The organism is Bacillus sp. SIMBA_074, assembly GCF_046534555.1.
GTDB classification, from domain to species: Bacteria; Bacillota; Bacilli; order Bacillales; family Bacillaceae_G; genus Bacillus_A; species Bacillus_A mycoides.
Genome location: NZ_JAWRYM010000219.1, coordinates 1 through 343 on the forward strand (window position 1 = coordinate 1; position 343 = coordinate 343).

The 343-nt window shown below is 54.2% G+C and carries 1 protein-coding gene; it reads left to right on the forward strand.

Annotation, left to right across the window (positions count from 1 at the left end; translation table 11 throughout):
• Positions 1-343 (forward strand): M20/M25/M40 family metallo-hydrolase (locus tag SB773_RS30575; RefSeq protein ID WP_410593971.1); only part of this gene is annotated, 343 nt, incomplete at both ends.

Below are 343 nucleotides of genomic sequence, written 5' to 3' on the forward strand. Positions count from 1 at the left end.
GCCAGCCGCAATGTAAGCCCGCTGGCTAGTGTAGTCGTGACCGTGGGTACTTTTAACGGTGGAGACAACAACAATATTATTGCCGACAGCTGCCGCCTCACAGGAACAGTCCGCACCTTCTTGCCGGATGTTCGTGATCGTGCCGAGCAGCGTTTGGCAGAGATTGCAGAAGGGACCGCAGAGATGCTCGGGGGTAGTGCAACCGTGCATTATGATCGCGGCTATCCTGCAGTAATTAACAATGAAAAAGAAGCGCAAATCGCCCAGGAAGCGGCTATTGCTGCGTTTGGAGCAGATCGTGTTCAGCCGATGAAGCCGTTGATGGGCGGCGAAGACTTTTCCT